The 13136-nt window shown below is 54.7% G+C and carries 12 protein-coding genes and 1 other RNA gene; 4 read left to right on the top strand and 9 right to left on the bottom strand.

Translation table 11 applies throughout. The features are described from left to right. Positions 1-80 precede the first annotated feature (80 nt). The 3 genes from zapA to H2Z33_RS12830 all read left to right on the top strand — a co-directional run bounded on the left by zapA (position 81) and on the right by H2Z33_RS12830 (position 1256). Positions 81-410 (top strand): cell division protein ZapA, encoded by a 330-nt coding sequence (gene zapA, locus H2Z33_RS12840; RefSeq protein WP_003860096.1) that lies wholly within the window; start codon positions 81-83, stop codon positions 408-410. Between the two features lie 41 nt (positions 411-451). Next, a non-coding RNA gene (gene ssrS, locus H2Z33_RS12835) (6S RNA) lies at positions 452-635 on the top strand. A 24-nt stretch (positions 636-659) separates the two neighbouring features. Further along, positions 660-1256 carry a 5-formyltetrahydrofolate cyclo-ligase gene (locus H2Z33_RS12830; protein WP_063134850.1) on the top strand — a complete coding sequence of 199 codons (597 nt, stop codon included), beginning with the start codon at positions 660-662 and terminating at the stop codon, positions 1254-1256. A gap of 154 nt (positions 1257-1410) precedes the next feature. Here H2Z33_RS12830 and serA read toward each other — a convergent pair whose 3' ends face one another. Both serA and rpiA read right to left on the bottom strand, forming a co-directional pair. Further along, positions 1411-2643, bottom strand: coding sequence for a phosphoglycerate dehydrogenase (gene serA / locus H2Z33_RS12825; protein WP_017692705.1), 1233 nt, complete (start codon positions 2641-2643; stop codon positions 1411-1413). Between the two features lie 266 nt (positions 2644-2909). Next, positions 2910-3569, bottom strand: coding sequence for a ribose-5-phosphate isomerase RpiA (gene rpiA, locus H2Z33_RS12820; protein ID WP_003860091.1), 660 nt, complete (start codon positions 3567-3569; stop codon positions 2910-2912). Positions 3570-3696: 127 nt separating this feature from the next. Here rpiA and argP point away from each other — a divergent pair, with 127 nt between their 5' ends. Then, complete coding sequence (argP, locus tag H2Z33_RS12815) at positions 3697-4590, top strand: DNA-binding transcriptional regulator ArgP (protein WP_003860089.1); 894 nt, start codon at positions 3697-3699, stop codon at positions 4588-4590. 42 nt (positions 4591-4632) lie between these two features. Here argP and H2Z33_RS12810 read toward each other — a convergent pair whose 3' ends face one another. The 7 genes from H2Z33_RS12810 to tkt form a co-directional block, all read right to left on the bottom strand. Continuing rightward, positions 4633-5355: an oxidative stress defense protein gene (locus H2Z33_RS12810; RefSeq protein ID WP_032654935.1), complete on the bottom strand. Its 723-nt coding sequence runs from the start codon at positions 5353-5355 to the stop codon at positions 4633-4635. A 92-nt stretch (positions 5356-5447) separates the two neighbouring features. Continuing rightward, the gene (gene argO / locus H2Z33_RS12805) at positions 5448-6083 is read right to left on the bottom strand and encodes an arginine exporter ArgO (RefSeq protein ID WP_003860085.1); all 636 of its coding nucleotides are present in this window, start codon (positions 6081-6083) and stop codon (positions 5448-5450) included. Between the two features lie 148 nt (positions 6084-6231). Beyond that, positions 6232-7086: a small-conductance mechanosensitive channel MscS gene (gene mscS / locus H2Z33_RS12800; protein WP_015571808.1), complete on the bottom strand. Its 855-nt coding sequence runs from the start codon at positions 7084-7086 to the stop codon at positions 6232-6234. Positions 7087-7273: 187 nt separating this feature from the next. After that, the gene (fbaA, locus tag H2Z33_RS12795; protein ID WP_017692704.1) at positions 7274-8353 is read right to left on the bottom strand and encodes a class II fructose-bisphosphate aldolase; all 1080 of its coding nucleotides are present in this window, start codon (positions 8351-8353) and stop codon (positions 7274-7276) included. 92 nt (positions 8354-8445) lie between these two features. Beyond that, positions 8446-9609, bottom strand: a complete 1164-nt coding sequence (gene pgk, locus H2Z33_RS12790; RefSeq protein ID WP_015571809.1) for a phosphoglycerate kinase — start codon at positions 9607-9609, stop codon at positions 8446-8448. Between the two features lie 49 nt (positions 9610-9658). Beyond that, positions 9659-10678 (bottom strand): erythrose-4-phosphate dehydrogenase, encoded by a 1020-nt coding sequence (gene epd / locus H2Z33_RS12785; protein WP_015571810.1) that lies wholly within the window; start codon positions 10676-10678, stop codon positions 9659-9661. 356 nt (positions 10679-11034) lie between these two features. Next, positions 11035-13026: a transketolase gene (gene tkt / locus H2Z33_RS12780; RefSeq protein ID WP_063134849.1), complete on the bottom strand. Its 1992-nt coding sequence runs from the start codon at positions 13024-13026 to the stop codon at positions 11035-11037. Between the last annotated feature and the right edge of the window lie 110 nt (positions 13027-13136).

Raw genomic sequence — 13136 nt, 5'->3', positions numbered from 1 at the left:
CAGGGTAGCTATAGTGTCGCCCCTTCGCAGCCCCCGGGGCAGTAAGCGAAGGCAGCGCAGTCAATCAGCAGGAAGGTGGCATGTCTGCACAACCCGTCGATCTCCAGATTTTTGGCCGTTCACTGCGAGTGAATTGTCCGCCTGAACAAAGGGATGCCTTGAATCAGGCTGCGGACGATTTGAATCAGCGGTTGCAAGATCTAAAAGAACGCACTAGAGTCACAAATACTGAGCAGCTGGTTTTCATCGCCGCGTTGAACATCAGCTATGAACTGACTCAGGAAAAAGCGAAGACCCGCGATTACGCGGCAAGCATGGAGCAGCGCATTAAAATGCTCCAGCAGACCATAGAACAGGCATTGCTTGATCAAGGTCGCAGTCCCGAAAGACCGGGACCAAAGTTTGAATAACACTTCTCAGTTGACTATGGTAGAGTAACTGTGAAGACAAAATTTCTCTGAGATGTTCGCAAGCGGGCCAGTCCCCTGAGCCGATATTTCATACCACAAGAATGTGGCGCTCCATGGTTGGTGAGCATGCTCGGTTCGTCCGAGAAGCCTTAAAACTATGACGACACATTCACCTTGAACCAAGGGTTCAAGGGTTACAGCCTGCGGCGGCATCTCGGAGATTCCCTCTCTTTTCTTCTACCGACTACCATGACTCAACTCCCTGAAGTTTCTGCTTCACGCCAGGACATCCGTCAGCTTATTCGCCAGCGTCGTCGCGCCCTAAGCGCCGAGCAACAGGCACAGTTTGCTCAGCAGGCCGCCGCCCGCATGATGGCCTATCCCCCTGTGGTGATGGCAAACACCGTCGCCCTGTTTCTCTCGTTTGATGGTGAGCTGGATACCCAACCGCTTATCGACCAGCTCTGGCGCGCCGGGAAAAAAGTTTACCTGCCGGTTCTGCATCCCTTTAGCCCGGGCAATCTGCTGTTTCTGCACTACCATCCGCACAGCGAGCTGGTGGTGAATCGTCTGAAAATCACCGAACCCAAACTCGACGTGCGCGACGTGCTCCCGCTTTCCGGGCTGGATGTGCTGATTACGCCGCTGGTGGCGTTTGACGAGCAGGGCCAGCGATTAGGCATGGGCGGGGGATTCTATGACAGGACGCTACAAAGCTGGCAGCAGTACGGATTGCAGCCGGTGGGGTATGCGCATGATTGCCAGGGCGTGGAGGCATTACCCGTAGAGAAATGGGATGTGCCGTTGCCGGCGGTGGTGACGCCCAGTAAAACCTGGACCTGGTAGAACAAAGCCGGGTGGCGGCTACGCCTTACCCGGCCTACATAAATCCTCGAACATTACAGGTCGGGTAAGCGTAAGCGCCACCCGACACACAAACCGCACGACAACTGTAGGTCGGGTAAGGCGCAGCCGCCACCCGACGCCACAGACCGCACCATCAGTACAACAGGCGCGCGCGAATCGTCCCCGGAATGGCCTTCATGCTCTGCAATGCTTTCTCGGCGATGTCTTCATCCGCTTCGATATCAATCACCACATAACCCATCTGCGAGTTAGTTTGCAGATACTGCGCGGCAATGTTAACACCCTGCTCAGCAAAGATCTGGTTGATGGCGGTCAGCACGCCAGGACGGTTTTCGTGGATGTGCAGCAGACGACGCCCACCGTGCAGCGGCAGAGACACCTCCGGGAAGTTCACCGCAGAGAGCGTTGAACCGTTGTCGGAATATTTGCTCAGTTTACCCGCCACTTCCAGGCCGATATTCTCCTGCGCTTCCTGAGTAGAACCGCCGATGTGCGGCGTCAGGATCACGTTGTCGAACTCGCACAGCGGAGAGGTGAACGGATCGCTGTTGGTGGCCGGTTCCGTCGGGAATACGTCAATCGCCGCACCCGCCAGATGCTTACGCTTCAGCGCGTCGCACAGTGCAGGAATATCGACCACCGTGCCGCGCGCGGCGTTGATCAGCAGAGAGCCCGGCTTCATCAGCGCCAGCTCTTCCGCCCCCATCATGTTTTTGGTGGACGCATTTTCCGGCACGTGCAGACTGACCACGTCACTCATATTCAGCAGATCAGAGAGATGCTGCACCTGCGTCGCGTTACCCAGCGGCAGCTTGCTTTCGATATCGTAGAAAAACACGTGCATGCCGAGGGATTCCGCCAGAATACCGAGCTGCGTACCGATGTGGCCGTAACCGATAATCCCAAGCTTTTTACCACGCGCTTCGTAGGAGCCCGCAGCCAGCTTATTCCACACGCCGCGGTGTGCTTTGGCGTTAGCTTCCGGAATGCCGCGAAGGAGCAGCAGCAGCTCGCCAATCACCAGCTCCGCCACGGAACGGGTGTTAGAGAACGGCGCGTTAAAGACCGGGATACCACGTTTTGCGGCGGCATTCAGATCAACCTGGTTGGTGCCGATGCAGAAACAGCCAATCGCCACCAGCTTTTCCGCCGCAGCAATAACGTCTTCAGTCAGTTGGGTACGGGATCGCAGGCCAATGAAATGGGCATCACGGATGGACGCTTTCAGCTCTTCAGTGTCCAGCGCGCCTTTGTGAAATTCGATGTTGGTGTAGCCTGCTGCGCGAAGGCTATCGAGCGCTTTCTGGTGCACGCCTTCAACCAGCAGGAATTTAATCTTGTCTTTCTCCAGTGATACCTTTGCCATTTACCCGACCCTGTTTTTATCTGAACTGATGTTGTGCTGGATATAAATCCCGTGCAGCCAACATATCAAAAAAAACTATTGCAGCAATATGAACGTTTGCGTCGGCACTCTGAAGAAAAGTCATACAGAGCAAAATGGCAGAGGAAAATGCTGCGGAAAATTACGAACGTGGCAGGATCGGCAAAAGAGGCGGAAAAACGTGACACAAGTCACCGAATTTAGCTTTTCAAAAATTTTTTAGCGGGGGGAGCGCTCCCCCCGTCAGATCATTTTACGATGGTTTTCACACCGTCAGCCGTGCCGATCAGCGCCACATCCGCGCCACGGTTGGCAAATAACCCTACGGTAACGACGCCTGGAATGCCGTTGATCGCATTTTCCAGCGCAATGGCATCGAGGATCTCAAGGCCGTGAACGTCGAGGATCACGTTGCCGTTGTCGGTCACCACACCCTGACGGTATTCCGGACGACCACCCAGCTTCACCAGTTGACGTGCCACGGCGCTGCGCGCCATCGGGATCACTTCGACCGGCAGCGGGAAATTCCCCAGAATGTCGACCTGCTTGGAGGCGTCCGCGATGCAGATGAACTTATCCGCCACGGAAGCGATGATCTTCTCGCGGGTCAGCGCCGCGCCACCGCCTTTGATCATCTGCATATGGCCGTTGATTTCATCCGCGCCATCAACGTAAATGCCAAGACGGTCCACTTCGTTGAGGTCGAAAACGGTGATGCCGAGGCTTTTCAGCTTTTCCGTGGAAGCATCGGAGCTGGAAACCGCGCCCTCGATCTGCCCCTTCATCGTGCCCAGCGCATCGATAAAGTGCGCCGCCGTCGACCCCGTACCAACACCGACAATGGTACCCGGCTGTACGTACTGGAGAGCGGCCCATCCTACTGCTTTTTTCAGTTCATCCTGCGTCATGATCGTTTTGCCTGTGGTGTGAAAACTCAGGGCGCATTATAGAACACGTCGAATGGATTTCGTCTGCCACGAAGGGAAAATTGTGTCATAGTGCAGATTAAGCAAAATTAAGGAGTCAGCCAGAGCAATGAAACGTCCGGACTACAGAACACTACAGGCACTTGATGCAGTTATTCGTGAACGCGGTTTTGAGCGCGCGGCGCAAAAGCTGTGCATCACCCAGTCCGCCGTATCACAGCGTATCAAACAGCTTGAAAACATGTTCGGGCAGCCGCTGCTGGTGCGTACCGTACCGCCGCGTCCGACGGAGCAAGGACAAAAGCTCCTCGCCCTGCTGCGGCAGGTTGAACTGCTGGAAGATGAATGGCTGGGCGATGAACAGACCGGATCCACGCCGCTGCTGCTGTCGCTGGCGGTGAACGCCGACAGTCTGGCGACCTGGCTGCTGCCGGCCCTTGCGCCGGTGCTGGCCGACTCCCCTATCCGCCTGAATCTCCAGGTTGAAGACGAAACCCGCACCCAGGAGCGCCTGCGTCGCGGCGAAGTGGTTGGTGCGGTCAGTATTCAGCCTCAGGCGTTGCCAAGCTGTCTGGTGGATCAGCTGGGCGCGCTGGATTACCTGTTTGTCGGTTCAAAAGCTTTTGCCGAGCGCTACTTCCCGAACGGTGTGACCCGCGCCGCGCTGCTGAAAGCGCCTGCCGTCGCTTTCGACCATCTGGACGATATGCATCAGGCTTTCCTGCAACAAAACTTCGATCTGCCGCCGGGCAGCGTACCGTGTCATATCGTTAACTCGTCCGAAGCCTTCGTACAGCTCGCGCGTCAGGGAACCACCTGCTGCATGATCCCGCATTTGCAGATTGAGAAAGAGTTGAAAAGCGGTGAGCTGATTGATTTAACCCCGGGGCTGTATCAGCGCCGGATGCTGTACTGGCACCGTTTTGCGCCGGAAAGCCGCATGATGCGCAACGTCACTGACGCGCTGCTGGCGTTTGGGCATAAGGTGTTAAGACAGGATTGAAAAACTAGCCGGGTGGCGGCTTCGCCTTACCCGGCCTACGGGTTACTGAGCGGGCTTTTCAGTCGGCTCCAGCTGGAACACCACATCAACCTGATCGTCGAACTGAATGGTTGGCTGCTCGTAGGTTTCCTGAGCAGAAACCGGCGCGGCGTCCGCCTTCATCATCCGAACCATCGGGCTTGGCTGGTAGTTTGAAACGTGGTAGCGCACGCTGTAAACCGGACCGAGCTTGGTCTTGAAGCCGGATGCCAGCTGCTGCGCCTGATGAATGGCATCATCAATCGCCGCTTTACGCGCTTCGTCTTTATATTTCTCCGGTTGCGCAACGCCCAGCGAGACGGAACGAATTTCGTTCAGCCCAGCCTTCAGCGCACCATCCAGCAATCCGTTGAGCTTATCAAGCTGGCGTACAGTCACTTCCACAGTACGCACGGCGCGATAGCCTTTCAGGATGCTTTTGCCGTTCTGGTAGTCGTAATCCGGTTGGGTACGCAGGTTCGCAGAGCTGATGTCTTTTTTCGCGACACCGTTCTGTTCCAGGAAAGAGAGGTATTGCGCAACACGATCGTCTGCCTGTTTCTTGGCGGAAGCAGCATCTTTCGCCGCCACGTTCACTTCAATTGCCAGGGTTGCAACATCCGGTACCGCATCCACGCTTGCCGTGCCTGAAGTGACAATGTGCGGGCCGTTTGGCAGTTCATTCGCCTGCACCGACACCGTACCTAAACTTACTAATGCCGCCAGGGCCATCACCTTAAACTTCACTGTCATTCCTCCATGTTGCGAAGAGTGCCCTGTTAACAGGGCTCATGCCAGCAAGCTTAGCGGGTCTTGTTCAGATGTCCATAAGACAACGCTTAGTTGAACAGTCCCTGTACGTGATGAATGCCCTCTTTCGCCAGCTGGAAGGCAATAAACCACATCACCAGCCCAACCAGGGTATTGATAATGCGCTGCGCTTTAGCGGTGCGAAGACGTGGCGCCAGCCATGCCGCCAGGATCGCAAGACCAAAGAACCAGAGGAAGGAGGCGCTGACCGTACCGAGCGCAAACCAGCGCTTGGGCTCAACGTCCAGCTGTCCACCCAGGCTGCCGAGCACCACGAACGTATCAAGATAAACGTGCGGGTTAAGCCACGTCACGGCGAGCATGGTGACGATAATCTTCCAGCGCCCCTGCTTCATCACTTCGGCGCTCGCCAGCTCAAGATTGCTGCTCATGGCCGTTTTCAGGGCGCCAAACCCGTACCACAGCAGAAACGCTACGCCGCCCCAGGTAACCAGCGCCAGCAGCCACGGCGACTGCATCAGCAAGGCGCTGCCGCCAAAAATCCCGGCGCAAATCAGTAGCAAATCGCTCACCGCGCACAGCAGGGCAATCATCAGATGATACTGGCGGCGAATGCCCTGGTTCATCACAAACGCATTTTGTGGACCAAGGGGAAGGATCATGGCCGCGCCTAACGCAAGCCCCTGAAAATAATAAGATAACATGACGTAATTCTCGCAGAGTTGTCCTGAAGGCAGACTATACTGCGGGAACGACATTAGAGGAAATTGATAATATTAATTGGGGATTAGCCGGGCTAATATAAGAAAAGCCCGGTGTCGCTGACGCTTACCGGGCCTACGTTAAAGCAAATTATTCGGCTGCTTTCTCGCGTTTGAGATTTACGTCCATCTGCGGATAAGGGAAGCTGATACCGTTGGCATCGAAATCACGCTTGATGCGCTCCAGCACGTCCCAGTAAACGTTTTGCAGATCGCCGCTTTTACTCCAGATGCGCACCACAAAATTAATGGATGACGCACCCAGCTCGTTCAGGCGAACGGTCATTTCGCGATCTTTAAGAATGCGGTCATCTGATTCGATGATATCGGTAATCAGCTTTTTCACCAGCTCAGTATCTGAATCATAGCCAACCCCGATAATGAGTTCATTACGGCGAACCGGCTCACGAGAGAAGTTAGTAATGTTGCCATCAATCACTTTCTTGTTTGGCACAATGACGATTTTGCCGTCTGCCGAACGCAGCGTGGTAGAAAAAATCTGCACGTTCAGCACGGTGCCCGCAGTGCCACCGAGATCAACATACTCTCCGGCACGGAAAGGACGGAACGTCACTAACAGTACGCCAGCTGCAAGGTTAGCCAGCGAGCCCTGAAGAGCGAGACCTACGGCCAGACCAGCGGCACCAAGTACAGCAATGACCGAAGCGGTCTGTACACCGACCCGCCCCATTGCCGCAATGAGGGTAAACGCAATAATCCCGTAACGCACCAGCGCAGATAGGAAATCAGCAACGGTTGCATCGATATGACGGGATAGCATTACGCGATTAACGCCCCGGGAAACCGTGCGGGCAACGATCATCCCCACAATAATAATGGCGATTGCCGCCGCAATATTCACAGCGTAACTAATCAGGAGCGCCTGGTTGCGCACCAGCCAGGAGCCAGCGTTATTGATGCTATCTACAACACCGAGATCTTCCATTTATCTTTCCTTATGCTCATAAAAACCACAAAATCTATCCCACACGGAGACAGGCAGGTCAGTAAAGGGTAAACAAAAAGCCATGATATTGCCAAACAGATCACAAAAACAGAGGCATCAGGCTATTGAAAAGGCATAAAAAAAGGCCCGCATATGCGGACCTTCTTGACGCTATGAACAGCTCAAATTACAGAACGTCAACCGCGTTCAGTTCTTTGAATGCCTGCTCCAGACGAGTAATCATAGAAGTCTGGGCAGCGCGCAGCCATACGCGTGGATCGTAGTATTTCTTGTTCGGCTGGTCTTCGCCTTTCGGGTTGCCCAGCTGACCTTGCAGGTAAGCTTCGTTGGTTTTGTAGTATTGCAGGATACCGTCCCAGGTTGCCCATTGGGTGTCGGTATCGATGTTCATTTTCACTACGCCGTAGCTTACGGAATCTTTGATTTCCTGAGCAGAAGAACCGGAACCGCCGTGGAAGACGAAGTTCAGGCTGTTGTGCGGCAGGTTGTGTTTCTTAGACACGTATTCCTGAGAATCACGCAGGATGGTCGGGGTCAGAACCACGTTACCTGGTTTGTATACGCCGTGTACGTTACCGAAGGACGCTGCGATGGTGAAGCGTGGGCTGATTTTGCTCAGCTCGGTGTAAGCGTAATCAACGTCTTCTGGCTGAGTGTACAGAGCAGAAGCGTCCATGTGGCTGTTGTCCACACCGTCTTCTTCACCGCCGGTGCAACCCAGTTCGATTTCCAGGGTCATGCCCATTTTGGACATACGCGCCAGGTACTTAGAGCAGATCTCGATGTTTTCTTCCAGAGACTCTTCGGACAGGTCGATCATGTGAGAAGAGAACAGTGGCTTACCGGTTGCTGCGAAGTGTTTTTCACCTGCGTCCAGCAGACCGTCGATCCATGGCAGCAGTTTTTTCGCGCAGTGGTCAGTGTGCAGGATAACCGGAACACCGTAGTGCTCAGCCATCTGGTGAACGTGATGTGCGCCAGAGATAGCACCCAGGATAGCAGCGCCCTGAGGAACGTCAGTTTTCACGCCTTTACCTGCGATGAACGCAGCGCCGCCGTTAGAGAACTGAACGATAACCGGTGCTTTAACTTTTGCAGCGGTTTCCAGTACGGCGTTGATGGAGTCGGTACCTACGCAGTTAACTGCTGGCAGAGCGAAGTTGTTTTCTTTAGCTACCTGGAACACTTTCTGTACGTCATCACCAGTGATAACGCCAGGTTTTACGAAATCAAAAATTTTAGACATGTTGCTTAGTCCTGTATCTTCGGCCGTTAGAAAAGGTGCGAGCTCTGATAAGCGCGCTGAAAATTGGGCAGGTTTCCCTGCCCCTGAATGGCTTACTTCTTAGCGCGCTCTTCGAGCATTGCTACTGCTGGCAGGACTTTACCTTCCACGAATTCGAGGAATGCGCCGCCACCAGTGGAGATGTAGGAGATCTTGTCAGCGATACCGAACAGATCGATAGCTGCCAGGGTGTCACCACCGCCTGCGATAGAGAACGCTTCGCTGTCTGCGATAGCGTTAGCCACGATCTCAGTCCCTTTGCGGAAGTTCGGGAATTCGAACACGCCGACAGGACCGTTCCACAGGATAGTTTTTGCATTTTTCAGGATTTCAGCCAGTTTCTGTGCAGAAACGTCGCCCAGGTCCAGAATCTGCTCTTCATCTTTGATGTCGTTAACAGACTTCAGGGTTGCGGTAGCGGTTTCGGAGAACTCGGTAGCTACACGAACGTCAGTTGGAACCGGGATATCACAGGTGCTCAGCAGACGTTTGGCTTCGTCAACCAGATCCGCTTCGTACAGGGATTTACCCACGTTGTGGCCTTGCGCAGCAACGAAGGTATTCGCGATACCACCACCGACGATCAGCTGGTCAGCGATTTTGGACAGGGAATCCAGTACGGTCAGTTTGGTAGACACTTTAGAACCACCAACGATAGCGACCATTGGACGAGCAGGTTCTTTCAGAGCTTTACCCAGCGCTTCCAGTTCGTCAGCCAGCAGCGGACCTGCACAGGCGACGTCTGCGAATTTACCGATACCGTGGGTAGATGCCTGCGCACGGTGAGCCGTACCGAATGCATCCATCACGAATACGTCGCACAGCGCAGCGTATTTTTTGGACAGGGTTTCGTCGTCTTTCTTTTCGCCTTTGTTGAAGCGAACGTTTTCCAGAACAACCAGCTCACCTTCGGCAACTTCCACGCCGTCCAGGTAATCTTTCACCAGGCGAACCGGGCTGGACAGTTTGTCTTTCAGGTAATTAACAACCGGCAGCAGAGAGAACTCTTCGTTGTACTCGCCTTCAGTTGGACGGCCCAGGTGGGAGGTGACCATCACTTTAGCGCCCTGCTTCAGCGCCAGTTCAATGGTTGGCAGAGATGCACGGATACGCGCGTCGCTGGTCACTTTGCCATCTTTAACCGGTACGTTCAGATCGGCACGGATGAAAACGCGTTTACCTGCCAGATCCAGATCGGTCATCTTAATTACAGACATGGTGAATCCTCTCGTTGATTCTTAAAGTTTTGCAAGCGCAAGGTGCGCTCTACCTGAAACCTTTTGCGGCCATGGCTAACGTGGTGTCGAGCATTCGGTTAGCAAAGCCCCATTCGTTATCACACCAGACCAGCGTCTTGATAAGGTGTGCCCCACTGACGCGCGTTTGTGTGCCATCGACGATAGCGCTGTGCGGGTCGTGGTTAAAATCTACTGAGACCAACGGTAATTCCGTATAGTCAACTATACCATGAAATGCTCCCTGTGCCGCTTTTTGCAGCAACAGGTTGACTTCACAGGCTTTTACCGGTTTTTTCACCGTCACGCTAAGATCGATTGCGGTGACGTTTATCGTCGGCACGCGCACGGCAATCGCTTCGAAACGGTCGTTAAACTGCGGGAAAATACGGGTGATCCCGGCAGCCAGTTTCGTATCCACCGGAATGATGGACTGGCTCGCCGCGCGAGTGCGTCGTAAATCCGGATGGTAGGCGTCGATGACCTGCTGATCGTGCATGGCGGAGTGAATCGTGGTCACGGTGCCGGATTCAATGCCATACGCATCGTCTAACAGTTTAATGACCGGAATAATGCAGTTGGTGGTGCAGGAGGCGTTGGAGACAATGCGGTGTTCAGCTTGCAGCTCGTGCTGGTTGACGCCAAACACGACGGTGGCGTCGAGGTCGTTACTGCCGGGATGGGAGAACAGCACTTTTTTCGCGCCAGCATTCAGATGCGCTTCGCCATGTTCACGGTTACCGTACACGCCGGTACAGTCCAGCACCACATCCACACCCAGTTCGCGCCAGGGCAGCCCTTCAATACTGTTCTCATGCAGCACGCGGATGGCATCGTCGCCGACGAACAGCTGTTCCCTTTCCTGGCGAACGTCCCAGGCAAAGCGACCGTGGCTGGTATCATATTTCAACAAATGCGCCATGCCCGCAGCATCCGCCAGTTCATTGATTGCCACCACGGTGATTTCCGCACGACGCCCGGATTCATATAAAGCACGAACCACGTTGCGTCCGATGCGACCGAAGCCATTAATCGCTACGCGTACGGTCATAGATCTCCTGCAAAGCTATCCCTGAGTTTGAGGTGGCTGAAAGAGTAATCCAGCGACGCCCGAAGGGGAATCCTTGCTGTCACAAACTGCGATTGATTGGTCAATTGTCGAACATTTAATCGACTGAAACGCTTCAGCAAGAATAAGCGAATCGGGGAATAAAAGGAATCTCTGTCCAGATGAATAAGCGAGCTATATGACTTGCATCACATTTTCGGTGGAATAATTTACAGAGCAGTTACATGTCTGAGGAATCGTGCATACAAAAAAGCCGGGTGGCGCTAACGCTTACCCGGCCTACATTTTATGCCATTTGTAGGCCCGGTAAGCGTTAGCGCCACCGGGCAAAACGGCAATTACAGCAGTTCTTTCGCCTTAGCGACAACGTTCTCAACGGTGAAGCCGAACTCTTCAAACAGCTGTTCAGCTGGCGCAGACTCACCGAACGTGGTCATACCGACGATAGCGCCGTTCAGGCCAACGTATTTGAACCAGTAGTCAGCGATACCCGCTTCCACTGCCACGCGAGCGGAGACCGCTTTAGGCAGTACGGATTCGCGGTACGCGGCATCCTGCTTGTCGAACGCATCGGTAGACGGCATGGAGACTACGCGCGCTTTCACGCCTTCAGCAGTCAGTTTTTCCCATGCGGCAACGGCCAGTTCAACTTCAGAACCGGTAGCGATGAAGATCAGCTCAGGCTGGCCTGCGCAATCTTTCAGCACGTAACCACCGCGCGCGATGTTTGCCAGCTGCTCTGGGGTACGCTCCTGCTGCGCCAGGTTCTGACGGGAGAGGATCAGTGCGGTCGGGCCATCATGACGCTCAACGCCGTATTTCCACGCCACCGCAGATTCAACCTGGTCACATGGACGCCATGTGCTCATGTTCGGGGTCACGCGCAGGGAAGCCACCTGCTCTACCGGCTGGTGGGTTGGACCATCTTCGCCCAGACCGATGGAGTCGTGGGTGTAGACCATCACCTGACGCTGTTTCATCAGCGCAGCCATACGTACGGCGTTACGTGCATATTCCACAAACATCAGGAAGGTAGAGGTGTATGGCAGGAAGCCACCGTGCAGAGCGATACCGTTGGCAATCGCGGTCATCCCGAATTCACGTACACCGTAATGGACGTAGTTACCGGCAGTATCTTCGTTGATTGGCTTAGATCCGGACCACAGGGTCAGGTTTGATGGCGCCAGGTCAGCGGAGCCGCCGAGGAATTCTGGAAGCAGAGGGCCAAACGCTTCGATCGCATTCTGAGATGCTTTACGGCTGGCGATCTTGGCTGGGTTCGCCTGCAACTTCGCGATGAATTCGTTCGCTTTCGCGTCGAAGTCAGACGGCATGTCGCCTTTCATACGACGGGTGAATTCAGCCGCTTCCTGAGGGAAGGCTTTCGCGTATGCCGCGAACTTCTCGTTCCAGGCCGCTTCTTTCGCCTGGCCCACTTCTTTCGCATCCCACTGAGCGTAGATTTCAGACGGGATTTCGAAGGCAGGGTGTTTCCAGCCAAGTGCTTCACGGGTCAGTGCAATTTCCGCGTCGCCCAGCGGTGCGCCGTGGGAGTCATGAGTGCCCGCTTTGTTCGGAGAACCGAAGCCGATGATGGTTTTGCACATCAGCAGGGACGGTTTGTCGGTCACGGCGCGCGCTTCTTCTACGGCACGTTTAATCGAGTCAGCATCGTGGCCATCAACGCCGCGCACAACGTGCCAGCCGTAGGCTTCGAAACGTGCGGCGGTGTCGTCAGTGAACCAGCCTTCAACATGACCGTCGATGGAGATGCCGTTGTCGTCGTAGAACGCAACCAGTTTACCCAGCTTCAGGGTGCCTGCCAGGGAGCACACTTCGTGAGAAATGCCCTCCATCATGCAGCCGTCGCCCAGGAAGGCGTAGGTGAAGTGGTCAACGATGTCGTGGCCAGGACGGTTAAACTGCGCCGCCAGGGTCTTCTCTGCAATCGCCATCCCTACGGCGTTAGCGATGCCCTGACCTAGCGGACCGGTAGTGGTTTCAACGCCAGCGGTGTAGCCCACTTCCGGGTGACCTGGAGTTTTGGAGTGCAGCTGACGGAAGTTTTTCAGCTCTTCGATTGGCAGATCGTAGCCAGTGAGGTGCAGCAGGCTGTAGATCAGCATAGAGCCGTGGCCGTTAGACAGCACGAAACGGTCGCGGTCTGCCCATGCCGGGTTCTGCGGGTTGTGGTTAAGGAAATCACGCCACAGGACTTCGGCGATGTCAGCCATGCCCATAGGGGCGCCCGGGTGGCCGGATTTGGCTTTCTGTACTGCGTCCATGCTCAGCGCACGAATAGCATTAGCAAGCTCTTTACGTGAGGACATTTTAACTCCAGATCGGACTGTTAAAGGCCATGCCCTTGACGACAGCGCGTTTTGGGCTACGCCGGAAAAAAGTGCCAACAATGTAACCCAAGCCGCAGGGCATGTACATG

The organism is Enterobacter sp. YSU (assembly GCF_016082135.1).
Classification (GTDB): domain Bacteria; phylum Pseudomonadota; class Gammaproteobacteria; order Enterobacterales; family Enterobacteriaceae; genus Enterobacter; species Enterobacter hormaechei_C.
Note: the sequence above shows the minus strand (reverse complement) of the source record. Positions and strands in the feature narration are given on the sequence as shown.

Excerpts from the sequence above, each read along its gene's own strand:
- pgk (WP_015571809.1), bottom strand. The coding sequence starts at position 9,609 with ATGTCTGTAATTAAGATGACCGATCTGGATCTGGCAGGTAAACGCGTT.
- argO (WP_003860085.1), bottom strand. The coding sequence starts at position 6,083 with ATGTTATCTTATTATTTTCAGGGGCTTGCGTTAGGCGCGGCCATGATC.
- argP (WP_003860089.1), top strand. The coding sequence starts at position 3,697 with ATGAAACGTCCGGACTACAGAACACTACAGGCACTTGATGCAGTTATT.
- serA (WP_017692705.1), bottom strand. The coding sequence starts at position 2,643 with ATGGCAAAGGTATCACTGGAGAAAGACAAGATTAAATTCCTGCTGGTT.
- mscS (WP_015571808.1), bottom strand. The coding sequence starts at position 7,086 with ATGGAAGATCTCGGTGTTGTAGATAGCATCAATAACGCTGGCTCCTGG.
- fbaA (WP_017692704.1), bottom strand. The coding sequence starts at position 8,353 with ATGTCTAAAATTTTTGATTTCGTAAAACCTGGCGTTATCACTGGTGAT.
- rpiA (WP_003860091.1), bottom strand. The coding sequence starts at position 3,569 with ATGACGCAGGATGAACTGAAAAAAGCAGTAGGATGGGCCGCTCTCCAG.
- tkt (WP_063134849.1), bottom strand. The coding sequence starts at position 13,026 with ATGTCCTCACGTAAAGAGCTTGCTAATGCTATTCGTGCGCTGAGCATG.
- H2Z33_RS12830 (WP_063134850.1), top strand. The coding sequence starts at position 660 with ATGACTCAACTCCCTGAAGTTTCTGCTTCACGCCAGGACATCCGTCAG.
- epd (WP_015571810.1), bottom strand. The coding sequence starts at position 10,678 with ATGACCGTACGCGTAGCGATTAATGGCTTCGGTCGCATCGGACGCAAC.
- zapA (WP_003860096.1), top strand. The coding sequence starts at position 81 with ATGTCTGCACAACCCGTCGATCTCCAGATTTTTGGCCGTTCACTGCGA.